At 63.5% G+C, this 22,883-nt stretch carries 28 protein-coding genes; 10 read left to right on the forward strand and 18 right to left on the reverse strand.

The window, feature by feature from the left end:
• Positions 1 to 62: 62 nt before the first annotated feature.
• On the reverse strand, positions 63 to 641 hold the full coding sequence (locus NOV72_RS13940; RefSeq protein WP_106855336.1) for a DUF1993 domain-containing protein: 579 nt from the start codon (positions 639 to 641) through the stop codon (positions 63 to 65).
• A 205-nt stretch (positions 642 to 846) separates the two neighbouring features.
• Between NOV72_RS13940 and NOV72_RS13945 the strand changes: the two genes are divergently transcribed.
• The 5 genes from NOV72_RS13945 (at position 847) to fnr (ending at position 4,178) form a co-directional block, all read left to right on the forward strand.
• Positions 847 to 1,107: a hypothetical protein gene (locus NOV72_RS13945; RefSeq protein WP_106855188.1), complete on the forward strand. Its 261-nt coding sequence runs from the start codon at positions 847 to 849 to the stop codon at positions 1,105 to 1,107.
• Positions 1,108 to 1,173: 66 nt separating this feature from the next.
• Positions 1,174 to 1,404 (forward strand): hypothetical protein, encoded by a 231-nt coding sequence (locus NOV72_RS13950; protein WP_106855189.1) that lies wholly within the window; start codon positions 1,174 to 1,176, stop codon positions 1,402 to 1,404.
• Between the two features lie 46 nt (positions 1,405 to 1,450).
• Positions 1,451 to 2,566: a PAS domain-containing sensor histidine kinase gene (locus tag NOV72_RS13955; protein WP_245933035.1), complete on the forward strand. Its 1,116-nt coding sequence runs from the start codon at positions 1,451 to 1,453 to the stop codon at positions 2,564 to 2,566.
• Between the two features lie 73 nt (positions 2,567 to 2,639).
• Positions 2,640 to 3,287 (forward strand): response regulator, encoded by a 648-nt coding sequence (locus tag NOV72_RS13960; protein WP_106855191.1) that lies wholly within the window; start codon positions 2,640 to 2,642, stop codon positions 3,285 to 3,287.
• Positions 3,288 to 3,449: 162 nt separating this feature from the next.
• Complete coding sequence (gene fnr, locus NOV72_RS13965; RefSeq protein WP_106855192.1) at positions 3,450 to 4,178, forward strand: fumarate/nitrate reduction transcriptional regulator Fnr; 729 nt, start codon at positions 3,450 to 3,452, stop codon at positions 4,176 to 4,178.
• On the opposite strand, the gene NOV72_RS13970 is transcribed toward fnr, so the two are convergent.
• The 4 genes from NOV72_RS13970 to NOV72_RS13985 form a co-directional block, all read right to left on the reverse strand.
• On the reverse strand, positions 4,154 to 4,459 hold the full coding sequence (locus NOV72_RS13970) for a DUF1488 family protein (RefSeq protein WP_106855193.1): 306 nt from the start codon (positions 4,457 to 4,459) through the stop codon (positions 4,154 to 4,156). The two genes, fnr and NOV72_RS13970, sit on opposite strands and share 25 nt — an antisense overlap.
• A gap of 81 nt (positions 4,460 to 4,540) precedes the next feature.
• On the reverse strand, positions 4,541 to 4,837 hold the full coding sequence (locus tag NOV72_RS13975; protein ID WP_106855194.1) for a hypothetical protein: 297 nt from the start codon (positions 4,835 to 4,837) through the stop codon (positions 4,541 to 4,543).
• Between the two features lie 31 nt (positions 4,838 to 4,868).
• Positions 4,869 to 5,303, reverse strand: coding sequence for a universal stress protein (locus NOV72_RS13980; RefSeq protein ID WP_106855337.1), 435 nt, complete (start codon positions 5,301 to 5,303; stop codon positions 4,869 to 4,871).
• Positions 5,304 to 5,326: 23 nt separating this feature from the next.
• Entirely contained in the window at positions 5,327 to 5,836 is a 510-nt protein-coding gene (locus NOV72_RS13985) for a flavodoxin family protein (RefSeq protein ID WP_106855195.1), read from the reverse strand.
• 187 nt (positions 5,837 to 6,023) lie between these two features.
• On the opposite strand from NOV72_RS13985, the gene NOV72_RS13990 reads away from it, so the two are divergent.
• Positions 6,024 to 6,851 carry a universal stress protein gene (locus NOV72_RS13990; RefSeq protein ID WP_106855196.1) on the forward strand — a complete coding sequence of 276 codons (828 nt, stop codon included), beginning with the start codon at positions 6,024 to 6,026 and terminating at the stop codon, positions 6,849 to 6,851.
• 38 nt (positions 6,852 to 6,889) lie between these two features.
• Here NOV72_RS13990 and NOV72_RS13995 read toward each other — a convergent pair whose 3' ends face one another.
• From NOV72_RS13995 to catA, 8 genes are all read right to left on the reverse strand, one after another.
• A complete protein-coding gene (locus tag NOV72_RS13995) occupies positions 6,890 to 8,431 on the reverse strand; it encodes a dynamin family protein (RefSeq protein WP_106855197.1) in 1,542 nt (513 codons plus the stop codon).
• On the reverse strand, positions 8,428 to 9,678 hold the full coding sequence (locus tag NOV72_RS14000) for a GTPase (RefSeq protein WP_106855198.1): 1,251 nt from the start codon (positions 9,676 to 9,678) through the stop codon (positions 8,428 to 8,430). The genes NOV72_RS13995 and NOV72_RS14000 overlap by 4 nt, the downstream gene beginning before the upstream one ends.
• Positions 9,675 to 10,082, reverse strand: coding sequence for a RidA family protein (locus NOV72_RS14005; protein ID WP_106855199.1), 408 nt, complete (start codon positions 10,080 to 10,082; stop codon positions 9,675 to 9,677). Before NOV72_RS14005 ends, NOV72_RS14000 begins: the two co-directional genes overlap by 4 nt.
• A gap of 30 nt (positions 10,083 to 10,112) precedes the next feature.
• Entirely contained in the window at positions 10,113 to 10,889 is a 777-nt protein-coding gene (benD, locus tag NOV72_RS14010) for a benzoate diol dehydrogenase BenD (protein ID WP_106855200.1), read from the reverse strand.
• Positions 10,886 to 11,914, reverse strand: a complete 1,029-nt coding sequence (benC, locus tag NOV72_RS14015; RefSeq protein WP_106855201.1) for a benzoate 1,2-dioxygenase electron transfer component BenC — start codon at positions 11,912 to 11,914, stop codon at positions 10,886 to 10,888. Before benC ends, benD begins: the two co-directional genes overlap by 4 nt.
• A 35-nt stretch (positions 11,915 to 11,949) precedes the next feature.
• Entirely contained in the window at positions 11,950 to 12,438 is a 489-nt protein-coding gene (benB, locus tag NOV72_RS14020) for a benzoate 1,2-dioxygenase small subunit (RefSeq protein WP_106855202.1), read from the reverse strand.
• Positions 12,435 to 13,793, reverse strand: a complete 1,359-nt coding sequence (locus tag NOV72_RS14025) for a Rieske 2Fe-2S domain-containing protein (RefSeq protein WP_106855203.1) — start codon at positions 13,791 to 13,793, stop codon at positions 12,435 to 12,437. Before NOV72_RS14025 ends, benB begins: the two co-directional genes overlap by 4 nt.
• A 113-nt stretch (positions 13,794 to 13,906) precedes the next feature.
• A complete protein-coding gene (catA, locus tag NOV72_RS14030) occupies positions 13,907 to 14,842 on the reverse strand; it encodes a catechol 1,2-dioxygenase (RefSeq protein ID WP_106855204.1) in 936 nt (311 codons plus the stop codon).
• Positions 14,843 to 15,019: 177 nt separating this feature from the next.
• On the opposite strand from catA, the gene NOV72_RS14035 reads away from it, so the two are divergent.
• From NOV72_RS14035 to NOV72_RS14050, 4 genes are all read left to right on the forward strand, one after another.
• Positions 15,020 to 15,943, forward strand: coding sequence for a LysR family transcriptional regulator (locus tag NOV72_RS14035; protein WP_106855205.1), 924 nt, complete (start codon positions 15,020 to 15,022; stop codon positions 15,941 to 15,943).
• 105 nt (positions 15,944 to 16,048) lie between these two features.
• Positions 16,049 to 17,173, forward strand: coding sequence for a muconate/chloromuconate family cycloisomerase (locus NOV72_RS14040; protein ID WP_106855206.1), 1,125 nt, complete (start codon positions 16,049 to 16,051; stop codon positions 17,171 to 17,173).
• Positions 17,174 to 17,192: 19 nt separating this feature from the next.
• Positions 17,193 to 17,471: a muconolactone Delta-isomerase gene (catC, locus tag NOV72_RS14045; protein ID WP_106855207.1), complete on the forward strand. Its 279-nt coding sequence runs from the start codon at positions 17,193 to 17,195 to the stop codon at positions 17,469 to 17,471.
• Positions 17,472 to 17,488: 17 nt separating this feature from the next.
• Positions 17,489 to 18,694: a benzoate/H(+) symporter BenE family transporter gene (locus NOV72_RS14050; RefSeq protein WP_245933036.1), complete on the forward strand. Its 1,206-nt coding sequence runs from the start codon at positions 17,489 to 17,491 to the stop codon at positions 18,692 to 18,694.
• A 23-nt stretch (positions 18,695 to 18,717) separates the two neighbouring features.
• Here NOV72_RS14050 and NOV72_RS14055 read toward each other — a convergent pair whose 3' ends face one another.
• From NOV72_RS14055 to ssuD, 5 genes are all read right to left on the reverse strand, one after another.
• Positions 18,718 to 19,155, reverse strand: coding sequence for an acyl-CoA synthetase family protein (locus NOV72_RS14055; protein WP_181291040.1), 438 nt, complete (start codon positions 19,153 to 19,155; stop codon positions 18,718 to 18,720).
• Positions 19,156 to 19,229: 74 nt separating this feature from the next.
• A complete protein-coding gene (locus NOV72_RS14060) occupies positions 19,230 to 19,988 on the reverse strand; it encodes an SDR family NAD(P)-dependent oxidoreductase (RefSeq protein WP_106855208.1) in 759 nt (252 codons plus the stop codon).
• Between the two features lie 105 nt (positions 19,989 to 20,093).
• A complete protein-coding gene (locus NOV72_RS14065) occupies positions 20,094 to 20,885 on the reverse strand; it encodes an ATP-binding cassette domain-containing protein (RefSeq protein ID WP_106855209.1) in 792 nt (263 codons plus the stop codon).
• Positions 20,882 to 21,664, reverse strand: coding sequence for an aliphatic sulfonate ABC transporter permease SsuC (gene ssuC, locus NOV72_RS14070; RefSeq protein WP_106855210.1), 783 nt, complete (start codon positions 21,662 to 21,664; stop codon positions 20,882 to 20,884). The genes NOV72_RS14065 and ssuC overlap by 4 nt, the downstream gene beginning before the upstream one ends.
• Positions 21,661 to 22,809 carry an FMNH2-dependent alkanesulfonate monooxygenase gene (gene ssuD, locus NOV72_RS14075; protein ID WP_106855211.1) on the reverse strand — a complete coding sequence of 383 codons (1,149 nt, stop codon included), beginning with the start codon at positions 22,807 to 22,809 and terminating at the stop codon, positions 21,661 to 21,663. The genes ssuC and ssuD overlap by 4 nt, the downstream gene beginning before the upstream one ends.
• Positions 22,810 to 22,883: the final 74 nt, after the last annotated feature.

Here is a 22,883-nt window from a genome sequence, read left to right on the forward strand (position 1 = left end):
TCGCAAGCATTGTGCCCAACAATCGCGCTTCCGGCCCGAACGAACCGCGATGCGCCGGCGCTTCAGCCGTGCGGCAACGTGCCGGGCCGGATATACGCGAACATATGCGACACGTAATCCGGCTTGCCGAGCGGCGCGCCGTGATTGCGCAGAATCGCGTACGCGGTCACGGCGTGGAAATAGAACTGCGGCAGGGACCAGTCGCGCGCGTAGTGCTCGCCGGTCATATCGAAGACGATGCCGTTCGGCAGATCGAGCGCGATCGGCGCCTCGGTGGCGGCGTCGAGCGCATCGGGCGCAACGTCCGAAAGAAACGCGATCGCCCCGGCGATGCGCGCCTGCGCGTCGGCGAACGTGCCCGGCTGCGCGTTCGACTTCACGCCCTCTTCACGCGCGTCGCGCAAGCTCTGCGGCACGGCTTCTCCACGCAACCGATACACCGGCTCCTGCGCCTGAAAGCACGCGAAGCGCACTTGCGCCGCGAGCGGAAACATGTCGGGCGCGAGTCGCAAGGTCATGAGCGCATCGGCGTTCGCGTGCGCTTGCGTTTCCTGCTGATGCGCGGCGGCCTTGTCGAGCCACGTCGACAGGTTCTTCAGCGTCTGCACGAAAGTCGGAACGAGAAGGCGGGTCAGTTGCATGAAACGCTCCATCGGTCGAAGTTCCGGGATCTTATCCTCACCGCCGGCCCGACCGCCTGCTTCATCTGATTTAAGTGACCACCGGAGAAAAGTAAAAAAGCTTAAATCGGATAAGAGGACAAAAATTGAACGGTTACGCTTATTGCAAACGGAATGAAAGCGCCAAAAGCGCCTTCACACCAAAAACATGGAACCTGAGAGAGCGATGACCCAATCCCAAGATGTCATCTACAAAGGACACGTGCTAAGCGCGACCGCCGTGCCGGAGCAGGACCGGTACGCGGCGCTGCTCATCGTCCGCGAACCGGATGGCACGCGCCGCTCGAGCGGCATGCTCGGCGAATTCACGAGCGCGACAGGCGCCGTTCGCTATGCGTTCGCTTACGGCATGGCCGAAATCGATCATCGACAAACCACGCGGCACCCGCGCCATGCAAGCGGCGCTAGCGTTGTCCAGCACGTCTGATCCCGGGCGCACGTCGCGGCACGCATGCCACTCGCGCCTCCTACCCATTCCGACCAGTCAAAACCTATGATCATTTATCACCGGGGAGCGGCTTTTCAGCCCTCCGCCACGCGTGTGGGCAATGCGTTCGTCGCCACGGCGTCGATCCTTGAAGAAGACGGCCACGCCACCTCGCTCGGCAATCTCGGCGCGTTCGCGAGCAAGGACGGCGCGCTCGGGTTCGCGGTTCGCTGCGCGACCGCCTTTCTCGACGGCGACGAACTGCCCCTGCCGCCTTTCCGGATGACCGCGCAATAGCATCGCCACGCGTCGGACGTTGCACGCGCGCCTGCCCATCGCAACGATGACGAACGCCTCCGCGACCGAACCCGACGATCCACGCGCGCCGCTCTCGACCTCGCTACAGACGGATGCGTCTTTCCGGGTGCTGGTCGAAGCCGTCGAAGACTATGCAATCTTTCTGCTCGACGCGCACGGCAACGTCGCGACATGGAACGCGGGCGCAAAACGCATCAAGGGCTACGACGCGCGGGAGATCGTCGGACGTCATTTCTCGGTTTTCTATCCGCCTGAAGATATCGCGGCGGGCAAGCCGCAAAACGGACTTGCGACGGCGGCACAGGCCGGGCGCGTCGAAGACGAAGGCTGGCGCATTCGCAAGGATACGAGCCGCTTCTGGGCGAATGTGGTCATCACCGCGCTGCACGACGCGCGCGGCAATCTGCTCGGCTTCGCCAAGGTCACGCGCGACATGACCGACCGGCTCCGGCTCACCGAGCTTCAACATGCCAGCGAGTTGTCCGCGCACGTTCAGAGCGCGCTCGAAAACGAGCGCGCTTCGATTGCCCGCGAGTTGCACGACGATCTCGGCCAGCAACTCGTCGCGCTGAAGATGCAACTGTCGACGCTCGACACCCGCGCGCGCGATGCGCATGTCGCAAGGCAATCGCTCGCGCAGATCGACACGATCATCGGATCGCTGCGGCGCATCGCGGCGGGCCTGCGTCCGCCCGTGCTCGACGACCTCGGTCTCTTCGCCGCGATCGACTGGCTCGTCTGCGACTTTCGGCGACGCCACGATCTGACGATCCATCTGCATATCGGAGGCGAGGAAGACGGCTTCGATACGACCGCCTCCACGTCGGTCTTTCGCCTCGTTCAGGAAGCGCTCACGAACATCGTGCGCCACGCGCGCGCCAGCGAGGCGCGCATCGCGATCGTCTGCGCGCGGTCGCGCTGCACGCTGACGATCGAAGATGACGGCTGCGGCGCCGACATCACCCGCGGCCGCGCCGCCGGCACGTTCGGGCTGCTCGGCATGGGCGAGCGCGTGCGCCAGTTGGGCGGCGTCATCGAGTTTCGCAGCGCGCCCGGCGAAGGCTTTCGCATTCGCGTGGAGATTCCGCTAGACCATCGCGCCGACGACGGCCACCCGATTCCTTCCGTTCCGTTGATTTGAGTCAAGCGCCGCGCAGTGGTCATCGGTAGACTCGAACTCCGCGCGAGTCGGTCCAAAAAAAGGAATCGCATCGATGACGATAAAAGTGCTGATTGCCGACGACCACACGCTCGTGCGCGACGGCCTGCGCCACATCCTCGCGAACGCGCACGGCTTCGAGGTCGCCGGCGAAGCGAACGACGGGCCGAGCACGCTCGCGCTCGCACGCGCAACCGACGCCGACGTGCTCGTGCTCGATCTCTCGATGCCCGGCCGCGGCGGACTCGACCTGCTCAAGCAGATCAAGGACGAAAAGCCCGCGCTGCGCATTCTCGTGCTCACCATGCACGCCGAGCAGCAATACGCCGCGCGTGCCTTCAAGGCTGGCGCGTCGGGATATCTCACGAAGGAAAGCGCGAGCGCGGAACTGGTCGCGGCGGTCGGCAAGGTTGCATCGGGCGGCGTCTACGTGAGCCTCGCGATGGCCGAACGTTTCGCGCAAAGCCTCAGCGAACCCGCCGACGCGCTGCCGCATCAGCGGCTGTCGAATCGCGAGTTCGAGGTGTTCCGGCGCTTGTGCGCGGGCAAGTCGATCAGCGAGATCGGCGAGGCGTTGTGCGTGAGCGCGAAAACCGTCAGCACCTACAAGGCGCGCATCCTCGACAAGATGCAGATGCCCCACGAAGCCGCGCTTGTGCGCTACGCGGTGCGCCATCAGCTTTTCGACGACGACAGCGCCTGATCTCGCGACCACGCGTGTCGGCATTTCCCTACACGGCTTCCCGAATGCCTACAGCACGATCCGCCAACGCCGATTTATTTTCGAGATAGAGCGGCCAATAATGGGACGCGTGGCATTCAGGACCGTACATCGACGCGCAACCGGTCCGACAGGAGGCGCAGCATGATTTCCGTGAGCGCAGACAGTCGCGGCGTACACGCCGACGCGAAACGCACGCGCTGCTCGACGTGCTCGATGCAGCGCATCTGCATGCCGTCCGATTTATCGCCGCTCGAATACGAACGCCTCGACGCGATCATCTGCTCGACGCGCTCCGTGCGGCGCGGCGATACGCTCTTCCGTTGCGGCAACGCGTTCCAGAGTCTTTACGCGGTGCGCAGCGGCTGCTTCAAGACCGTCGTGATGCATCGCGAAGGTCACGAGCAGGTGACGGGTTTTCATCTGCCGGGCGACGCGCTCGGCCTCGACGGCGTGAGCGCCGATCATCACACGTGCGATGCGATCGCGCTCGAAGACAGCGTCGTCTGCATCATTCCGTTCGAGTTGTTCGAATTGCTGTGCCGCGAAGTCAGGGCGTTGCAGCATCACGTGCATCGCGTGATGTGCAGCGAGATCGTGCGCGAATCCAGTCTCATGATGCTGCTCGGCACGATGACGGCGGAGCAGCGCGTCGCGGCCTTCCTGCTCAATCTCTCGACGCGCATGAAGGCGCGCGGCTATTCGCCCGCGCAGTTCGTTCTGCGCATGACGCGCGGGGAAATCGGCAGCTATCTCGGCCTGAAGATCGAAACGGTCAGCCGCATGTTTTCCCGGCTGCAAAAGGCCGGCGTGATCGATGCGCGCGGCCGCGTCGTGCGGATTCTCGATCAGGCGCGGCTCGAAGAAGTCTGAGCGCGCGCCTGGCGGAAGCGGAAAAATCCGCTGCGCAGCATGACCGACGTGCCGCCGACGCGGTTCAGCACGTGTTCGGCGGCGCCTTCGATCGACGAGCGGTGGCTCTCGAACGCCTGCTGCAAATCTTCCTCGCGCCACGACGCCGCGCCGAAGTGATCCTCCAGCGCTTCGGCGGAAATGGTGCACGCGATGCGCTCGCCATCGGCGAAAGCGGCGAACGTGAGCGAAGGGACATCGCCTTGATAGACGGGCGGCTGGCTCGGAAACGTGATGTTCATGCCGATACCTCGTGAGGGTTCGATCTGCGGCGCATATCCACTGAGTTTTGACCATCGCTTCGTCCCGCGTATTGATCTGGATCAATACCGCTTGCGCAGGAGTCGCAAGGCGTCGTCGAAGGCATGACGCATTGCGATGGTCGGATCGGCGTCGGTGTTGCGTTGCACCGTGAGTTGCTCCCAATCGTGCGTGAGGAGCACCAGTTGCGCATCGTAGAGGGGTTGCCCTGCCGGGTCCGGGCGGGACTTGATCGTGAGCCGGCAATCGACGATATCCGTCGCGATGCCCGCGAGCCGCAACAGTTCGATACCGGCCTCGCGTTCGATCACGTTCGAGCCGGAGAAGCCGAGGTAGGCGATCTGCATGCCGAGGCCCATATGATCGCTTCTCCTGTCAGGCCGCCGTTGTTCACGCACTCTTCAACGCGCGCGTGAGCAGCACGGGACACGTCGAGCGCCTGACGAACGCTTCGGCGACGCTGCCGAGCGCGAGCCTTCGCAACCCGCTGCGGCCATGCGTGCCCATCACGACGAGATCCGCGGGCATATGCACGACGCGTCGCTGCAAACACTTCGCGATCGTGTCGGTCACGTTGCGCGTTTCGGCCAGTTCCGTTTCGCACTTGATGCCCGCATCGATCACTTGCGCATAGGCAATTTCCAGCGTGCGCGCGCCTTCCTCACGAACGTTCACGCGATACTGCGCCGGATACGACGAAAGCGCCGCCACGTCGATGACAAACACGGTGCGCACCGTCGCACGCGCGCCGATGCGGATCGCTTCGTCGAGCGCGCGTTGCGAGCATTCGCTGCCGTCGAGCGCAACCAGGATATTGCGGTACATCGCCTCCCGGCCTTCGACGGAGCTCAGGCCGCCCACTTCAGATTGTCGATGCGCACGAGCTTGCGTTCGATGCGTTCCACGAAGTTATCGATGAGCCGGCGCTCGTCCTGCGCGCTCGTCTGCCCCGTGATCGCGCAGCGCGCGACAGGTTGCTTGCCGGTCAGTCGCGCCATGTCGCGGAACGTGTTCGTCTCGTGCCGCAAGATCTGCGTACTGAAGCAAGCGATGTGCCGCAGCCTGCGCCGGTTCGCGACGATCCACGCACGCACCGGCGCGGAGAGCGTGCCCATCCACACCGGCGTGCCGATCACGACGACGTCGTATGCCATGACGTCCTTCAGCGTTCCGCCGACGCTCACGTCGCAACCGAACACCGTGTCGGCGAGTGCGCGCAGAACGCCGATCGGGCCGGATCTGATCTCTTCGACATCCGCGCGCAGCCGCGTGGCGAGCGCGTGAGCCAGCGCGCGTGTCGTGCCGGTGCGCGAATAGCACACCACGAGCACTTTCGACGCCGGGACGATTGCGTTCATCCGCGAGCTCCATTGCAGGTTGTGACGCTCAATCTATCGCGATGCTTCCTGGCTCCGATTGACTTGAGTCAACCGCTCGCGCATTGGCGCGCGATCCCGTTTCCGTTGATCTGAGTCAAGCGGCTCGCGGCGCCGTCTCCGTAGACTCGGATGCCATTCACTCTCAGCGCATCCGAGGAGTCATTCCATGAGCTACAAGACGATCCTCGCGCACCTCGATACGAGCGTGCGCGCCCATCCCCGTCTGGAAACCGCGCTGCAGCTCGCCAGGCAATTCGACGCGTATGTGATCGGCCTCTTCTCAATCTTCGAGCCGAACGCGCGCGCCTTCAACGTGATGGCCGGCACCGCCGCCTATTACGAAGCGCGGGTGGCCGTGCGCCGCGAACAGGCGGGCGCGCTGGAGCGGCTCTTTGACGCGGAACTGAAGCGGGCGGGCGTATCGGGCGAATGGCTCGCGCCCGGCGAGCCGGCGGATCGCGCGGTGCCGCACCACGCGCGCTGCGCCGATCTCGTGATCGCGAGTCAGGACGATCCGGCCGATCCCGAGTCCTATATCGGCGATGGCTTTCGCGAGAACGTCATCCTGTCCTCGGGACGTCCCGTGTTGCTCATGCCTTGCAGCGGTTTTTTCGCCACCGTGGGCCGCTTTCCGATGATCGCGTGGGACGGCGGCCGCGAAGCCGCGCGCGCTGTCCACGACGCGTTGCCGTTGCTGAAGACGGCCGGGCGCGCGACCATCGTCACGATCGACGAGCGAGCGGACGAACGGATCGCGGGCGCGGACATCGCCGCGTGCATCGCGCGGCATGGCGTTGAGGTCGATGTCGTGTCGAGCGCGAGCGGCGCGGATGCATCGGCCGGCGACATGCTGTTGTCGCGCGCCGCCGATCTCGGCGCGGATCTCGTCGTGATGGGCGGCTACGGCCACGCACGCTGGCGCGAACTGGTGCTCGGCGGCGCGACGCGCACGTTCCTCGAATCGATGACGGTGCCCGTGCTGATGTCGCATTGATTCCGAATGCGCGCTTCGGCGATGAACGCGACGCCGGATCAGTTGAACTCGGAACGCAGGCGTGCTTTCAGATCGATGAGATCGGCTTCATGGGTTCGCAGAACGTCCTGCAATCGCGCAGCGCTATCGTTCAGTCGTGCTATCGAAGCGTGGCATTGTTCGGCTGCGTCGCGGCAAAGGCGCAGGATGTGATCGCGAATCGCCTTGCTCAGCGCGGCATGCAGGCGCTGATAGTCGATGCCCGCGACGGTCTCTTCGAACACGGCATCGTCATCGAGATGGAGAGGCGCGAGCGAGGCGTCGAGTTCGACGGCGTAATCATGAAGCCGCGCGTCGATCTCGCGCGAAAACGATTCGAAAATCGCTTGCGACAAACGTGCGGCGATAGCCTCGACGTCGCGTGCCGATGAATGCGCATCGAGCAAGGCCGGCAATGTCGGCACGACTTCGCGCCACACCGCATTCGCGATCTGCTTCTGCTGATCTTCGAGCGCCGCAATCGCCGCATCCGATGACGAGCGCAATTGCCCCAGCAATGCGTACACGTCGCGGCACAATGCGCTCATCACGTTTTCTTCCAGATGATGCAGGAACACTTCCGCCTGCTTGCGCCGCTTGTAGGCCAACGTCTCTTCGGCAATCGACATCAGCGCGGCATAGAGCTTGTCGAATCCCGCGTCGCTCATCGCCGTTTGCGTTTCGCCCTGCTCGCGCGCGAGATACGAGGAGATCGACACGGGCGCTTTCAGCAGGTCAATGGCCACGCCCATCGACATGAGCTTTTCTTCCGCGCGCGTCCTGACATCGGCTTCCTGCTCGGCGCGATTTTCCGGTGTCTTGTTACGCAGCAACTTGACGATTTCACCGTCGATTTCGTCTTCCTCGTACACGTCGCTACGCGTCACGACGGGCAGAAGCGGCTTGTTGCGATGAAGTTCGCGGCCGAGTTCGTCCAGTTCCTGCACTTGTCCCGGCGATGTGGAACTCGTGAGCCACAACACGCCATCGGCGCTATCGGTGAAGCGTTGCGTGAGTGCCGCGTTGTCCGGCGTGACCGAATGCAATCCCGGCGTATCGACGAGCACCAGCTTTCCTGCAAGACGCACGCCTTGCAGTCGCGCGGTTGTTTCCGTCACGCCTTCCTTGAACCGCTCCGCCGTTTCGACGATGCTTCCCGCATCGAGATAGAAGTACTCCACCGACTTGCCGTGCGCCGCGAATCGATCGGCAAGCAGATTGCAAAGCGAACTCTTGCCCGCGTTGAACTTGCCGAAGACGAGCAGCAAGGCTTTATCGTCGAAGGTTTCGGCGAGTGCCTGCGCGGGTTCGAGATGCGCCCATTGCTGTTTCCATGCGAGCATGCTTTTCTGCAATGCGGCGTTGATTGCTTCGGCATGTTTCGCCAGCGCGCTTCGATTCGTCAACTCCGCATGGACGAGCCGGCTGGATTGCAGATTAACGCTCAGTTGTGCGAGCCATTTTTCCATCGAATGAAGAATGCGCCCGAGATCATGTGCGATGAACTCGAACGCATCGACATCGGCGATGAAGCGTTGTTCGTTGCTCGCATCCGCTTTCATGCGCGGCTTTCCAGTGCGCGCAATGCATGCGACGCCGCGTTCAAAGCGTCGAGCATCGATTCGCTTTGCGATATGCGCGCCGCCAATGCTTTCCTGTCGGCCGATAACTCGAAATAATGGCCGAAGTCGCGCTGCATCCGTTCGCGGCCCGCATCGGTGCAGAACATTTTGCGCAAGTCCTTTCGAAATTTCACCGACACGCCCATGACCGCCACCATCACCGAATTGAGCGCGCGCGCCACCGTTTCCTGTTCCGCTGGCAAGCCGATGACGCCGTGCCCCGCGAGAAAGCTATCGATTTCGATACATGCGCGCGAATAGGCCATCTGAATGTGCGCGCGTTCGAGCTTGCCCGCGGTGATCGCATAAGCGTCCTTCGCGGTGTCCGGCACCGAAGCGTGGTCGGTGCCGAGCGCGTTCAACATTGCGTCGATATCGCCGCTCACCTTGTCGATGACGCGCTGCAAACCTCGATCGAAATTCACGCGCTGTCGTCGCTGCGTCTCGCGCGATTCATCCAGCAAGCGCTCGTGCGCGAGCAGACGTTGCGCCAGTTCTTCGCGGGTTTCATCGAACAACAGCGCGGTTTCATGCGTGCGCGCTTCGGGCACGCGAGCCAGCGCCGCGTCGATTGTCGCGCGCAACGAAGGCATGCCGCTTTTCTCCAGCATCAGCTTCTTGCCTTCGTCCAGTCCCTTTCGATAACGCGTCGATGAAACCGCATTCAGCGCGATGTCACGCCTTTGCGCGCCGATCGCGTGACTGACTTTCTGCAGCTCGGCATCGTCGGCGAGTTGATCCACTTGCGACAGCACGAACAACGTCTGACGCTTCGAGCGTTCACCGTCCGCGCAGAGTTCGGCGAGCAAGGCCAGTTCTTTCGCGTCGAGTTCGCCTTCCTTCGCGGCATGGACGAACAATCGGATATCCGCGTGCAGCCACGCGGCATGCAACGCGTGACGATCGTCTTCGGTGCCGACGTCCGCGTCGAGACCGGGCGCATCCAGCCAGCGCACGCCCCGATGAACGCTGTCGGACAGCTTCACCGTCTCGCGCTTGTCGGCGACGGCGAACGTATTCTGTCCGATCAACTCGTTCAGCAAACGGCTCTTGCCATGATTGTATTTGCCGATGACGGTGACGATAGGCTCGCCATCCGCAAGCAGGATCGCGAGACGCGCCATGTCGTCCGCGCGGTCCGGCAGCACGGACACGATCGCATGTATTGCGTCGCCGCGCGCGTTCATTTCCCTGCTTCATCCATTACCGCGACGGCCTTGATCTCGACGATATAACCCGCCGCACCGCCCAGCATGTGCGCACCGACCGCCGTCCACGCCGGCAACGGATGCGTGTCGAGATAGCGGTCGCGCACCTGCATGAACAAGGGCAGATCGCGCATGTCGGTGTGGAAGGTGGTCACGTCGACGACATCGCTCAATGACGCCCCCGCCGCTTCCAGCACCAGTTTCAGGTTCTCGAAAGCCTGCACGATTTGCGCTTCGCGGCCTTCGACCAGTTGCATGGCCGCATTACGACCGATCTGCCCGGACACGTAAATCGTGTTGCCGACTTTCACTGCGGGCGCGTATCGAATCTTCTCGTACACCGCTTCCATTCCCGCGGGAATAATAGCCTTGCGTTCACTCATGTCATGCGTCTCCTGCACGTTCGATTGTTATCAGCCGTTATCGCCGCCGGCGACCGGCAGCACCGCGCCCGTGATATAGCTCGCTTCGTCCGATGCGAGGAAGAGAATCGGCGCGACCTGTTCGTCGAGACTGCCGTAGCGCTTGAAGAACGTCGATTCGGTGACCTGCTTCACCGCTTCGCCCATCCAGATCTTTTCCTGTTCGCTGTCGCCGCCCGCGTTGCGCGGCACGCGTCGCGGAGGCGCTTCGGTTCCGCCCGGCGCCGCGGCCACCACGCGGATGTTGCGCTCGCCGTATTCCATCGCCAATGCCTGCGTCATCGCGTTGACGCCGCCTTTCGCAGCCGAATACGGCACGCGTCGAATCCCGCGCGTCGCATTCGAAGATACATTCACGATGGTTCCGCCGCCACGCTCCAGCAAATGCGGCAACACGGCATGGCACGCGTAAAGCGTCGGCATGAGCGAGCGCCGGATTTCGGCATCGATCTGCGCGGGCTCGAACTCCGCATACGGACGCATGCGGATCGCGCCGCCGACGCCGTTCACGAGAATATCGATACCGCCGAACTTGCGCGCCGCAAACGCCATCGCCGATGCCGCGCCTTCGTAGGTTTCGAGATCGGCGACGAAGCCCGCCGTCTCCGCACCTTGCGCTTCGGCCGCGACTTCAGCGACGAAATCCGCGCGATCGACGAACAACACCTTCGCGCCCTCGGCGGCCGCACGCAGCGCCACGCCGCGTCCGATGCCCTGCGCCGCGCCCGTGACGACCATCACCTTGCCGGCAAATCGTTGTGTGCTCATGCGGTCACCGGCGCGGCGTTGGGCGTGAACTTCTCGTAGTGGAAGCTGTTGGGCTTCACGCCGTTGTCGTCGAAGTGCTTGCGCACGGCATCGACCATCGGCGGCGGGCCGCACAGGTACACATCGACATCGCCATCATTCAACGATTCCGCGGGCATATGCTGCGTCACCCAGCCCTTGCGCGGATGATCCGAATCCGCATCCGCGACGACGGTGCTGAACGTGAAGTTCGGCAGCTTCGCCGTGTAAGCCTCGATCGCCTCGACCTGCACGAGATCGAGATCGCGCGTCGCGCCATAGATCAGGTGAATCTTCTGCTGCGAGCCGGTGCGCGCGAGCACTTCGAGCATCGACAGGAACGGCGCCAGGCCCGTGCCGCCCGCGAGGAACAGCAGCGGCCGCTCGACGGCGCGCAGATAGAAACTGCCGAGCGGTCCCGTCAACTCCACCGGGTTGCCCGCCTGCGCGGATTCGAGCCACGTGCTCATCACGCCGCCGGGAATCTTCTTGATGAGAAAGCTGATCTTCGTCTGACCCGGCGCGGACGAGAACGAATACGAGCGATGCTGACCGCTGCCGGGCACGTCGATATTCACGTACTGGCCCGGCAGAAAGACCGGCGCGGGCGTGGCGGCATCCACGTCCAGTTCGAGCACGACGGCGGCGTCGTTGTGCGGCTCGATCTTCGTGACCGTCGCGGCGAACTTGCTTTGCGCCGTCTTGCAAGCCGTGGACGACGCCGGAACCGCGATCACGCAATCGCTCGACGGCACCATCTGGCAAGTCAGCACGAGCCCGCCTTCCTTTTCGTCTTCGGAGAGCGCGTCTTCGATGTAATCGTCGCCGAGATCGTAGCTGCCGCTTTCGGCGCGGCATTTGCAGGTGCCGCATACGCCGTCGGAGCAATCCATCGGCAGATTGATCTTGGCGCGGAATGCGGCGTCGAGCACCTTCTCGCCCGCCTTGCATTCGACGAAACGCGTCACGCCGTCTTCGAAATTCAGTGCAATGTTGTAGCTGGACATGTTGCCTCCTACTTCGTGTCTCGTCACCGGGGGCATCAGACGTGGTAGACGTCGAGCACCTGACGGATATAGTCGTTCTTCAGCACGATCTTCTTGTGCGCGATCACCAGAATGTCGTCGACCTTGCGCAGCGTCACGAAGATCGTGCCGAAGAAATGGTCCGTGATCTTGTAGCGATGGTTCAGCGTGTCGAAGTTGTAGCGCACATCGACTTCGTTCTCGCGCTCGGCCAGCACTTCCACATTGGTGACATTGTGGCTCGTGCGCGGCTCGGGCATCGATGCGCCGCTGCGCTCGGTCTTGATGCGGAACACGCGATCTTCGAGGCCGCCGCGATCCGGATAGAACATCAGCGAGATCTGGCTTTCGTGATCTTCGGTGAGCTGATCGTCGTCGTCCCATGCGGGCATCCAGTACGTGACGTCTTCCGCATAGCAGCCGAGCCATTCGTCCCACTGACGGTCATCGAGCAGGCGCGCTTCGCGATACAGCGTCGCGCAGATTTTCAGGTAATCGAAGTTCATGCCCGTGCCTCCGCTTGTTCCTTCTTCAGGGCGTCGCGCATCACGTTCACCCAGTATTCATGCTGCACGACGAAGAGGCCTTCGTCCTCGCTGCGTTCGCCCGAGATGAGCGGCTTGATGCCCATGTTCTTCGCGTTGTCGTCCGGGCCGTGAACCCACAGCGGCGCGCCGCGCGACAGGTCGTTCCACATCGCCGTGATGCCCGCATAACCCGACTGGCATGCGCGGAACTCTTCGAGGTCGTCGCTCGTGCCCATGCCCGACACGTTGAAGAAGTCTTCGTACTGACGGATGCGGATGGCGCGGTCCTCGGCGCTCTCGCCCTTCGGCGCGAAGCAGAAGATGCTGACTTCGGTCTTGTCGACACCCAGCGGACGCACCACGCGAATCTGCGTGCTGAACTGATCCATCAGGAACACGTTCGGATAGAGGCACAGATTGCGCGTCTGGTTGACGATGAACTCCGCCTGCTCTTCGCCCACGCGCGCCTTGATTTCCTCGCGATGCTGGTACACCGGCCGCACTTCCGGGTTCATCGTCTTGGTCCACAACAGGATGTGGCCATGATCGAAGCCATATACGCCCGCGACCGACTTGCTCCAGCTATTGGCATCGACGGCTTTCGTGCCTTCGACCTTGCGGCGGCCCATCGTCGCGGCGTAGTTCCAGTGAACGGTGCTGACGTGATAGCCGTCGCAGCCGTTCTCCATCTGCATCTTCCAGTTGCCGTCGTAGATGTACGAGGAGTTGCCGCGCAGGACTTCGAGTCCGTTCGGCGCCTGATCGACGATCTGATCGATGATGACCTTCGTCTCGCCCAGATAGTCTTCGAGCGGCATCGAATCCGCATTCAGGCTGCCGAACAGGAATCCGCGATAGCTCTGAAAACGCGCAACCTTGCGCAAATCGTGCGAGCCGTGCGTGTTGAATTGAATCGGATATTCGGTGGTCTTCTCGTCCTTCACCTTCAGCAGCTTGCCGGTATTGGAGAACGTCCAGCCATGGAACGGGCACGTGAAGCTGCCCTTGTTGCCATGCTTGCGGCGGCACAGCATCGCGCCCTTGTGCGCACAGGCATTGATCACCGCGTGCAGCTCGCCGGTCTTGTCGCGCGTGACGACCACGGGCTGACGGCCGATCCACGTCGTGTAGTAATCGTTGTTGTTCGGGATCTGGCTTTCGTGCGCGAGGTACACCCAGTTGCTCTCGAAGATGTGCTTCATCTCGAGATCGAACAGGTCGGCGTTGGTGAAGATGTCGCGGCGGCAGCGGAATACGCCGCTTTCCTTGTCGTCCTGAACGGCTGTTTGCAGCAGTTCGTCGAGCTGACTGGCTTTGTCGATGATGGCGGACATGTGTGCTCTCCCTATGCGGCTCCGGTCATGGAGCGCTTGCATCGGTGTCGGATGGTTCTTGCGGAGTTCGAGCGGCGACAGACCTGTCGCCGCTTTGGGCGCGTATCGGGTGATTACGCCGTGGCGGATACGCGCGGGCGATGGACGATCTGGTTGTCCTTGCCCTGCACCAGCGGCGTCAACTGGATGTCGAACACGATTTCCCTGTACGCGTCGTCCTTGAGGCCGAGCGCCGCGCCGCCGGTCTTTTCGACGACATGCGGCACCAGCTCTTCGCGGGTCGCGTAGGCGAAGTCGTCCCAGATGAGCGGATCGCCTTCGATATTGATCTGCGTCGTCAGCTTGCGATGGTTCTCGCTCGTCGCGAAGAAGTGCACGTGCGCCGGACGATTGCCATGACGCGCGAGCGTGTTCAGCAACTGCTGCGTCGCGCCGTGCGGCGGGCAGCCGTAGCCCACGGGCATGAGCGTGCGGAATTCGTAGGTGCCGTCGGCGCCCGTCTTCACCGCGCCGCGCAGGTTGAAGTCGCTCTGCGCGCCGGTCGGATCGAAGTGCGAATAGAAGCCCTTCGAGTTGGCGTGCCAGCATTCGACCACCGCGTTCGCGACGGGCTTGCCGTCCGTGCCGGTCACCGTGCCGCGAATGACGAGCGGGCCGGCGTCTTCGTCGGGATCGACGTCGAGCTTCGCCACGCCGTCGCGCAACGGCGCACCGGCGACATACAGCGGGCCTTCGATGGTGCGCGGCGTGCCACCATGGATATCCGCTTCACGGTCTTCGGCATCCATGCGGATGTCCAGAAACTTTTCCAGACCGAGACCGGCGGCCAGCAGCGCGGCTTCGCCGTCCTGACCCAGCTTGTTCAAGTACGTGACACCGGCCCAGATTTCGTCGGGCGTCATGTCGAGGTCGTCGATCGCCTTGAACAGGTCGCTCAACAGCCGATGCGTGATCTCTTTGGCGCGAGCACTGCCGTCCTGACTTCCGAGGTTCGCAGCGGCCTTCAGCAGGTCCTGCACTTCCTTCGAATCGAACACTTTGATGCTCATGTCTGCTCCTGTTCTCGCAATTTTATGGTGGGGGTTAACCCTTGTTTCAGCACCGGTACAGATATGCTCGGAAGGTATAGTCGGGTGTTGAAACAGAGCGTGAAGGCAGGATAATGGACGAAAAGAAGCCCAGTCCAACACTGATTTAGTATTGGGCTATATCCAGGAGGTATTGAGATGGAGCTGCGACATCTCCGCTATTTCGTAGCGGTGGCAGAAGAACGCAATTTCACGCGCGCCGCGCAGCGACTGCATATTGCCCAACCGCCGTTGAGCCGCCAGATACAGCAACTCGAAGAAACGCTCGGCGTGCAGTTATTCGAGCGCAATTCGCGCCCGCTCAAGCTCACCGAGACGGGCAAGTTCTTCTATTCGCACGCGGTGCAACTGCTCGCGCAGACCGCCGAGCTCGAATCGATGACGCGCCGCGTGGGCAACATCGAGCGCAGTCTTTCGGTGGGTTTCGTCGGCTCGACCTTGTACGGCATGCTGCCGAAGATCATCCGGCGCTTTCGCGACCAGAACGCGACCGTCGAACTGAGTCTGCACGAAATGTCGACGATGGACCAGATCCGCGCGCTCAAGGAAGGGCGTATCGATGTCGGCTTCGGCCGCATTCGTCATGAGGATGCCAACATCCGCCGCGTGATTCTGCGCGAGGAGCAGTTGATCGTCGCGCTGCCGGTCGGTCATCCGCTCTCGCTCGCGAAGCCCGTGCTCTCGCTGCGCGACCTCGTCAACGAGACGCTCATCATCTTTCCGAAGGCGCCGCGCCCCAGTTATGCGGATCAGGTGCTTTCGGCCTTCGAGGATCGCGCGCTCGCGCCGCGCAAGATCTACGAAGTGCGCGAGCTGCAGATCGCGCTGGGGCTCGTCGCGGCGGGCGAAGGCGTGTCCGTCGTGCCGAGCAGCGTCAACGGTCTGAAGCGCGACGACGTAGCCTACAAGTCACTCGACGATCCGACGCTCGTCTCGCCGGTCATCATGAGCATGCGCGCCCTCGACGAGTCGCGCGACATCAAGGAAATGCTCGAACTCATCTACCGGCTGTACGAAGAGGAGCGGATCGCCCATACGCCGCGCACGGATCGGGGGCGATGACGCGCGTCATACCTCGGGGGTATCGCACTAGACGTCAACGGTGTTGGACAGGCGGCAAACGGGCGCGCAATACTTCAGCAACCCTCCCATTCCGACATTTCAGGTATGAACGCCCAAATCACCTCCGTCGAAGCGATCCTGGTTGACCTGCCGACCATTCGCGCGCATCAGCTCGCGATGGCGACGATGCAGCAGCAAACCCTCGTCATCGTTCGTCTGCGCACGAGCGACGGCATCGAGGGCCTTGGCGAAGCCACGACGATCGGCGGCTTGTCTTACGGCGATGAAAGTCCCGAGGGCATCAAGCTGACCATCGATACTTATCTTGCGCCCGCGCTCGTCGGACAGGACGCGGCCAACATCAACGCCGCGATGCTCCGGCTGAACAAGGTCGCGCGCGGCAACCGCTTCGCCAAGTCGGCGATCGAAACCGCGCTGCTCGACGCGCAGGGCAAGCGCCTCGGCGTGCCCGTCTCCGAACTGCTCGGCGGCGCGGTCCGCAAGACGCTGCCCGTGCTCTGGACGCTCGCGAGCGGCGACACCCAGCGCGATATCGAAGAAGCCGAAATGCTGCTGGCCGAACGCCGTCACCATACGTTCAAGCTGAAGATCGGCCGGCGCGGCGTTCGCGACGACGTCGCGCACGTGTCGAAGATCAAGGCCGCGCTCGGCGACCGCGCCAAAGTCACCGTCGATGTGAACCAGGCCTGGAACGAAACCGATGCCGCGCTCGGCATCGAAGCGCTGCAGGCGGCGGGCATCGATCTGATCGAGCAGCCGACTCCGCGCGAGCAGCGCGGCGCGCTCGCGCGGCTCGCGGCGCGCTTCATCGTGCCGATCATGGCCGACGAAGCGGTGACCGGCCCGGAAGACGCGCTCGACCTCGTGCGTCAGGCATGCGCAGACGTGTTCGCGCTGAAGATCGCGAAGTCCGGCGGCATCTACGGAATGATGCGCACCGCCGCCATCGCGGATGCGGCGGGCGTGTCGCTCTACGGCGGCACGATGCTCGAAGGCAGCATCGGCTCGATTGCATCGGCGCATGGATTCAGCGCGCTTCCGCAACTCGCGTGGGGCACCGAACTCTTCGGACCGCTTCTCCTGAAGGACGACATTGTCACGGCGCGCCCGCAGTATCGCGACTTCGATCTGCACATGCCGGAAGGCCCGGGCCTCGGCTTGCAGATCGATGAAGACAAGCTCGCGTTCTATCGCCGCGACAAACACTAACCCGCACATCGAGGACGACATGCTTTATCTCGTAAGAATGGACGTACACTTGCCGCACGACATGCCCGCCGCGAAAGCCGATGAAATCAAGGCGCGCGAGAAGGAATACTCTCAGGAGCTGCAAAGGCAGGGCAAGTGGCAGCAGTTGCATCGCGTCGTCGGCGAGTATGCGAACTACAGTGTCTTCGACGTCGACTCGCACGACGAACTGCACAGCATCCTTTCGGGCCTGCCCTTGTTTCCCTATATGACGATGAAGGTGACCGCGCTCGCGCATCATCCTTCGTCCATCCGCTGACACGGCGAAAGGAACTCATGAAGCGCGACACGGAACCCGGCCTGATGCCGGCCGCATCGAAAGGCAGCGGGTCCGTGGCGGCGGTGAGCGCCGGGCTGCTCGCCGTCATCATCTCGTATGCCGGGCCGCTCGCGATCTTCTTTCAGGCCGCGCACACGGCGCATGTCGGCAACGACGTGGTCGCGTCGTGGGTCTGGTCCATTTCGATGGGCGCGGCCGTCTCGGGCATCGCGTTAAGTGTGTGGCTGAAGCAGCCGATCATCACGGCGTGGTCCGCGCCGGGCACGGCATTGCTGGTCACGCTCTTTCCCGGCATGCCGGTGAGCGAGGCGATCGGCGCGTATATCGTCGCTGCGGCGTGCATCTTCGTGCTCGGCGTGTCGAGATGGTTCGACCAGATCGTCAAGCGCATACCGAAAGGCATCGCCTGCGCGATGATGGCCGGCATCCTGTTTCAGTTCGGCACCAACGTGTTCAAGTCGATTGCCGTCACGCCGTGGCTCGCGTTCGGAATGGTGGCGAGCTTCCTCGTTTTCCGCCGATGGGCGCCGCGCTACTGTCTCATTCTGGTTCTGCTGTCCGGCGGCGCGCTCGCCGTGGCGCTCGGGCTGACGAATTTTTCGTCGGTCAGCGTTCATCTCACGCGCCCCGTGTTCACGATGCCCACATGGTCCTGGCAATCGACCGTGAGTCTCGCCGTGCCGCTCGTCATCGTCAGTCTGACGGGCCAGTTCCTGCCCGGCTTCGCGATCCTGCGCGCCTCCGGCTATCACACGCCGACGCGCCCGGTTCTCCTGACGACGAGCCTCGCGTCGATGCTGGTCGCGTTTTCGGGCGGCATCACGATCGTCATCGCGGCGATCACCGCGGCGCTGTGCACCGGACCCGATGCGCATCACGACCCGAAGCGCCGCTACATCGCCGGGATTGCCAACGGACTCTTCTATCTCATCGGCGGATGCTTCGCCGGGACGGTCGTCATGCTGTTCGCCGCGCTGCCCAATGCGTTCGTCGCCGTGCTCGCCGGCCTCGCGTTGCTCGGCGCGATCGTGGCGAACGTCGTCGGGCTGGTGCAGGACGAGGCGCATCGCGAAGCGTCGTTCATCACGTTCATCGCCACGGCGTCGAACATGAGTTTCCTCGGACTGGGTTCCGCGTTCTGGGGCATCGTGTTCGGCACGCTCGCTCATCTCGTGCTCGGGCGCGCGAAGCATACGCGCTGAGCGAACGCCGGATCCGGGCCCGGCTACGCGCTGTACGCGGCCTCCTGGCTGACCACATCCGCGTTCGACGCCTGCGCGCAAAGCCGCCCGATCGCCGCTCGATTCACCTTCCCCTGCTCCGTGAGCGGCACGCGCTGCACGACCGCCATCCGCACGGCCTTTTCGACGCGCACGCCGCACGCCGACGCGAGCGCACGCACACACCGCGCGATATCGACACGCTTGCCCGCCCACGGCACGACCACGACATCCCACAGATATCCGCGCGCGACATCCGCCGATGCCACCGCGCGCGCATAGCGAACATCGGGCAATGCGCACAACGGCGTTTCGATTCGCGCCGGACCGATGACGATGCCGTCGATTTCGGCGACATCGGCGGCGCGTCCGAGCACGTGCAGATGCATGTTTTCATCGTGCGCATCGAGCTGATCGAGCAGGACATCGACATAGGAACGCATGCCTCCTTCATGAGCGATGGATGCAGTGTGCTTGCGCAGAATGAGGTGAAAATGAGCGGCCGCCTGCGCGAATATCAGATTGCCATTCCGCCCGACACTTCGATACGCTGCGCGTTCACCCAGCGATTGTCCTCGGACAGCAGCGACGCGATCATCGGTCCGATGTCGTCGGGCAGGCCCGCGCGGCCGAGCGCCGTCATGTCGGCGATGCGTTTGTTCAGCTCCGGATTGTCGCGCACGATGCCGCCGCTGAAATCGGTCTGTATCGCGCCCGGCGCGACTACGTTGACGGCGATGCGGCGCGGCGCGAGTTCCTTTGCCATGTACTTCGTGAGCACTTCGACCGCGCCTTTCATCGAGCCATAAGGCGCGCTCTCCGGCACGATGATGCGCGTCAGGCCCGAAGAAATGTTCACGATGCGCCCGCCGTCGCGGATCAGCGGCAGCAGCTTTTGCGTGAGAAAGAACACGCCCTTGAAGTGGACGTTGTAGAGCGTATCGAGTTCGGCTTCCGTCGTCTTCTCGATGCTGTTGTGATGCGACGTGCCCGCGTTGTTGACGAGATAGTCGAAGCGCTCGGCGCCCCAGTCGGCGAGCGTGTTGCGCACGTCGTTCACGAAGGCGTCGAAGCCGCGCGTGTCGCCGGTATCGAGTCGAAGCGCGCGCGCCTTGCCGCCCGCCTTCGCGACGAGCGCCGCGACCTGCCCGGCTTCCGCTTTATTGCTGCGATACGTGAAGATGCTGTCGACGCCTCGCGCGGCAAGGCTCAGCACCGTATTTCGACCAAGCCCGCGGCTGCCGCCGGTGACGATCGCAATTTTTCCGGTAGACATGGTTCACGCTCCTTCACGCGCCTGTGGTCAGCCGACAGGATAGCGAGCGCGGCGCTGACCGATAATCCGCGTCAATCCGCACAGGGCGTGCGAACGGCCGCACAATCAGTCACGTTGAAGCACGCGCGAAAGCACGTGCTCTTCGAGTTCCGCAAAACCCGGCGCCGTGCGCGTGCGCGGCCTTTGCAACGGCACCGCGGTATCGAGCGTGATGCGCCCTGCATCGATCAGGACGATGCGATCGCCGAGCGACACCGCTTCCTGCACGTCGTGCGTGACGAGCAGCGCCGTGAACCTGTGCTCGCGCCACAGCCGCTCGATCAGTCCGTGCATTTCGATGCGCGTCAACGCATCGAGCGCGCCGAGCGGTTCGTCGAGCAGCAGCAAATCCGGCCGATGCACCAGCGCACGCGCGAGCGCCACACGCTGACGCTGCCCGCCCGACAAGCGCGACGGCCAGTCCTTCTCGCGCTCGGCGAGGCCCACTTCGGCGAGCGTCGCGCGGGCGTCCTCGCGTTTGCTGCGCGGCAAGCCGATCATCACGTTGTCGAGCACGCTCTTCCACGGCAACAGGCGCGCGTCCTGAAACATGATGCGCACGTGCAGATCGCTTGCCGTCGGCCGGGCGTTGCGCTGCACGACGCCGCGCGTCGGCTGATCGAGACCGGCGACGAGCCGCAGCAAGGTCGACTTGCCGCATCCGCTGCGTCCGACGATCGATACGAAACTCCCGCGCTCGATCGAGAAATCCAGTTGATCCAGCACGGTGCGCTCGCCGAAGCACTTCTGTACGCCGCGCAGCGAGACGGCGAGATCGCGCGCCCCGAGCGGCGCGCGTGCATGCGTTTCGGCGCGCCTGAATACGGGCGCCAGCGTGTCGCTATCGATCAGATTCATGATTGCGCCTTCGTTTGATAAGCCGGATGCCAGCGCAGCGTCGCGCGTTCGATCGCGCGGGCGGCCATATCGGCGAGCTTGCCCAGCAGCGCATAGAGCAGGATGCCGACCACCACGACATCGGTTTGCAGGAATTCGCGGGCGTTCATCGTCATGTAGCCGATGCCCGATTGCGCGGAGATCGTTTCGGCGACGATCAGCATCACCCACATCAGCCCGAACGCGAAGCGCACGCCGACGAGAATCGAGGGCATCGCGCCCGGCAGAATCACATGCCGGTACAGCGCGAAGCCGGACAAGCCGTAGCTCTTCGCCATCTCGATCAGATCGCGATCCACCGAGCGGATGCCGTGATACGTGTTGACGTAGACCGGAAAGAACACGCCCAGCGCGACCAGCACGAGCTTCGCTTCCTCGCCGATGCCGAACCACAGGATCAGAAGCGGAATCATCGCGAGCGCGGGGATGTTGCGGATCATCTGCACGGTCGAGTCGAGCGCGACTTCGGCGGGCTTGAAAAGTCCCGTCGCGAGCCCGAGCGCGAAGCCGATGCCGCCGCCCATCGCGAAGCCCGCGAACGCGCGGCCCGCGCTGACCTTGACGTTCGCCCAGAGATCGCCGGATTCGATCAGCGACCACGCCGCCTTCACCACCGCGAGCGGTTCGGGCAGCACGCGCGACGACAGCCCGCCGGTGCGCGCCGCGCTCTCCCATGCGACGAGAATCAGCACCGGCACGAGCCAAGGCAACGCGCGCCGACCGATAGCCTGCGGCGTCATGATGCCGATACCTTCGGCAACTCCGACGTGCCGATGACTTCGCCGAACGGCCCCGAAAGCGGCCCGCTCGCCTGCTCGCGCTGCGCGCGCGGCAGCAGCGGAAACACCAGTTCGGCGAAGCGATACGATTCTTCCAGATGCGGATAGCCCGAGAGAATGAACGTGTCGATGCCCAGTTCCGCGTATTGCTTCATGAGACCCGCGACCTGCTCCGGATTGCCGACGAGCGCCGTGCCCGCGCCGCCGCGCACGAGTCCGACACCCGCCCACAGATGCGGATACACCTCCAGCTTGTCGCGATTGCCGCCGTGCAGCGCGGCCATGCGGCGCTGCCCCTCCGAATCCATCTTCGCGAACTGCGCCTGCGCGCGGCGAATGGTGTCGTCGTCGAGCTTGCTGATGAGCTTGTCGGCGTCGGCCCATGCTTCCTGCTCGGTCTCGCGCACGATCACATGCAGCCGAATGCCGAACTTGATCGTGCGGCCTTCGTCGGCGGCGCGGCGGCGGATGTCGGCCAGTTTCTTCCCGACGTCTTCGGGCGGTTCGCCCCACGTCAGATACGTGTCGATGTGCTTCGCCGCGATCTCGTGCGCCGCCGCCGACGAGCCGCCGAACCACAACGGCGGATGCCGCTTCTGCACCGGCGGATACAGCACCTTGCCGCCCTGCGATTGCAGATGCTTGCCGTCGAAATCGAAGCTGCCGTTGTCGTGCGACTGTTCGAGCAGGCCGCGCCAGATGGTGAGGAATTCGTCGGTGATTGCGTAGCGCGTGTCGTGATCGTGGAAGATGCCGTCGCCGGCGAGTTCGTTCGGATCGCCGCCCGTCACGACGTTGATGAGGAGACGCCCGTTCGAGAGCCGGTCGAACGTCGCTGCCATGCGCGCCGACAATCCCGGCGAACTCAGCCCCGGACGGATCGCGACGAGAAACTTGAGACGCTTCGTCGCCGGGATCAGGCTCGACGCGACCACCCACGCGTCCTCGCAGGAACGGCCCGTGGGCAGGAGCACGCCTTCATAGCCGAGCGTATCGGCGGCGACCGCGATCTGACGGAAGTAGTCGTAATGCGCGGCGCGCGCGCCTTGCGATGTGCCGAGATAACGACTGTCGCCGTGAGTGGGAATGAACCAGAAAACATTCATCGCGGAATCTGCCTTTTCTGTGTGTCGTCGGTCGAATGAGTGCTTGCCGCGCTCGATGGCTACAGCGCTCCGAC

It is taken from the genome of Caballeronia novacaledonica (assembly GCF_900258035.1).
Classification (GTDB): Bacteria; Pseudomonadota; Gammaproteobacteria; order Burkholderiales; family Burkholderiaceae; genus Caballeronia; species Caballeronia novacaledonica.

Bases quoted from the DNA above. Each gene is read 5' to 3' on its own strand.
- NOV72_RS13940 (WP_106855336.1), bottom strand. From the start codon at position 641: ATGCAACTGACCCGCCTTCTCGTTCCGACTTTCGTGCAGACGCTGAAG.
- NOV72_RS13945 (WP_106855188.1), top strand. From the start codon at position 847: ATGACCCAATCCCAAGATGTCATCTACAAAGGACACGTGCTAAGCGCG.
- NOV72_RS13950 (WP_106855189.1), top strand. From the start codon at position 1,174: ATGATCATTTATCACCGGGGAGCGGCTTTTCAGCCCTCCGCCACGCGT.
- NOV72_RS13955 (WP_245933035.1), top strand. From the start codon at position 1,451: ATGACGAACGCCTCCGCGACCGAACCCGACGATCCACGCGCGCCGCTC.
- NOV72_RS13960 (WP_106855191.1), top strand. From the start codon at position 2,640: ATGACGATAAAAGTGCTGATTGCCGACGACCACACGCTCGTGCGCGAC.
- fnr (WP_106855192.1), top strand. From the start codon at position 3,450: ATGATTTCCGTGAGCGCAGACAGTCGCGGCGTACACGCCGACGCGAAA.
- NOV72_RS13970 (WP_106855193.1), bottom strand. From the start codon at position 4,459: ATGAACATCACGTTTCCGAGCCAGCCGCCCGTCTATCAAGGCGATGTC.
- NOV72_RS13975 (WP_106855194.1), bottom strand. From the start codon at position 4,837: ATGGGCCTCGGCATGCAGATCGCCTACCTCGGCTTCTCCGGCTCGAAC.
- NOV72_RS13980 (WP_106855337.1), bottom strand. From the start codon at position 5,303: ATGTACCGCAATATCCTGGTTGCGCTCGACGGCAGCGAATGCTCGCAA.
- NOV72_RS13985 (WP_106855195.1), bottom strand. From the start codon at position 5,836: ATGAACGCAATCGTCCCGGCGTCGAAAGTGCTCGTGGTGTGCTATTCG.
- NOV72_RS13990 (WP_106855196.1), top strand. From the start codon at position 6,024: ATGAGCTACAAGACGATCCTCGCGCACCTCGATACGAGCGTGCGCGCC.
- NOV72_RS13995 (WP_106855197.1), bottom strand. From the start codon at position 8,431: ATGAAAGCGGATGCGAGCAACGAACAACGCTTCATCGCCGATGTCGAT.
- NOV72_RS14000 (WP_106855198.1), bottom strand. From the start codon at position 9,678: ATGAACGCGCGCGGCGACGCAATACATGCGATCGTGTCCGTGCTGCCG.
- NOV72_RS14005 (WP_106855199.1), bottom strand. From the start codon at position 10,082: ATGAGTGAACGCAAGGCTATTATTCCCGCGGGAATGGAAGCGGTGTAC.
- benD (WP_106855200.1), bottom strand. From the start codon at position 10,889: ATGAGCACACAACGATTTGCCGGCAAGGTGATGGTCGTCACGGGCGCG.
- benC (WP_106855201.1), bottom strand. From the start codon at position 11,914: ATGTCCAGCTACAACATTGCACTGAATTTCGAAGACGGCGTGACGCGT.
- benB (WP_106855202.1), bottom strand. From the start codon at position 12,438: ATGAACTTCGATTACCTGAAAATCTGCGCGACGCTGTATCGCGAAGCG.
- NOV72_RS14025 (WP_106855203.1), bottom strand. From the start codon at position 13,793: ATGTCCGCCATCATCGACAAAGCCAGTCAGCTCGACGAACTGCTGCAA.
- catA (WP_106855204.1), bottom strand. From the start codon at position 14,842: ATGAGCATCAAAGTGTTCGATTCGAAGGAAGTGCAGGACCTGCTGAAG.
- NOV72_RS14035 (WP_106855205.1), top strand. From the start codon at position 15,020: ATGGAGCTGCGACATCTCCGCTATTTCGTAGCGGTGGCAGAAGAACGC.
- NOV72_RS14040 (WP_106855206.1), top strand. From the start codon at position 16,049: ATGAACGCCCAAATCACCTCCGTCGAAGCGATCCTGGTTGACCTGCCG.
- catC (WP_106855207.1), top strand. From the start codon at position 17,193: ATGCTTTATCTCGTAAGAATGGACGTACACTTGCCGCACGACATGCCC.
- NOV72_RS14050 (WP_245933036.1), top strand. From the start codon at position 17,489: ATGAAGCGCGACACGGAACCCGGCCTGATGCCGGCCGCATCGAAAGGC.
- NOV72_RS14055 (WP_181291040.1), bottom strand. From the start codon at position 19,155: ATGCGTTCCTATGTCGATGTCCTGCTCGATCAGCTCGATGCGCACGAT.
- NOV72_RS14060 (WP_106855208.1), bottom strand. From the start codon at position 19,988: ATGTCTACCGGAAAAATTGCGATCGTCACCGGCGGCAGCCGCGGGCTT.
- NOV72_RS14065 (WP_106855209.1), bottom strand. From the start codon at position 20,885: ATGAATCTGATCGATAGCGACACGCTGGCGCCCGTATTCAGGCGCGCC.
- ssuC (WP_106855210.1), bottom strand. From the start codon at position 21,664: ATGACGCCGCAGGCTATCGGTCGGCGCGCGTTGCCTTGGCTCGTGCCG.
- ssuD (WP_106855211.1), bottom strand. From the start codon at position 22,809: ATGAATGTTTTCTGGTTCATTCCCACTCACGGCGACAGTCGTTATCTC.